Source organism: Aerococcus sp. L_32 (assembly GCF_050689315.1).
Map to the genome: position 1 here is coordinate 1 of NZ_JBOEQF010001021.1, position 667 is coordinate 667.

Annotated in this window: 1 protein-coding gene; it reads left to right on the plus strand. The window is 43.3% G+C overall.

What is annotated here, in order from left to right; translation table 11 throughout:
* Positions 1 to 37 precede the first annotated feature (37 nt).
* The coding region (locus ACRCJ0_RS17975; RefSeq protein ID WP_431391503.1) for a TRCF domain-containing protein at positions 38 to 667 on the plus strand (630 nt) is incomplete at its 3' end.

Genomic DNA, 667 nt, shown 5'->3' on the forward strand with positions numbered 1-667 from the left:
CTTTGTTAACTCAGTCGGTTTCGACCTCTATTCACAAATGTTACGTGAAGCAGTCCAACGTAAACGGGGCATTTTACCGGCTAAGAAAACTGAGCCAGTGGAAATATCACTATCTATTGATGCTTATATTCCGCAGAGCTATATCCGGGATGAGCGACAAAAAGTGGAGATTTATAAACGGGTGCAGGCCATGACCAGCGTAGATGAAATGTGGGACTTGGATGATGAGTTGATGGATCGATACGGTGAACCACCAATTGAAACGCAACTATTACTGCAAGTGGGTGCTATTAAAGCGGCGGCCGATAAGATCGGTGTGACAAGCATTAAACGCATTACTGCTAGCAACACCATAGAAGTCCTTTTCCACGAAAATCTTGAACAAAAAATCATGACACCAGCTATCTTCAAGGCATTAGAGGACAATCCTTTACGCTTGGCGATTAAGCAAGTTGGGGCTGCCTTAATGATTAGCCTAGGTTTAAACAAGTTGTCTACTGAAGAATGGTTGGACAACTTACTGCAATTTACAACCAAGTTAGCTGATGACGAAAAAGTAGTCCAAATGAAGGCGAACCAATTGGCTAAGGAAAAAGCTGACTACGAGAAAGCACAAGCCTTAAAAGCTGAACAAGAAGAGGCGGCGAGTAAAGCTGCTGTAGACGCA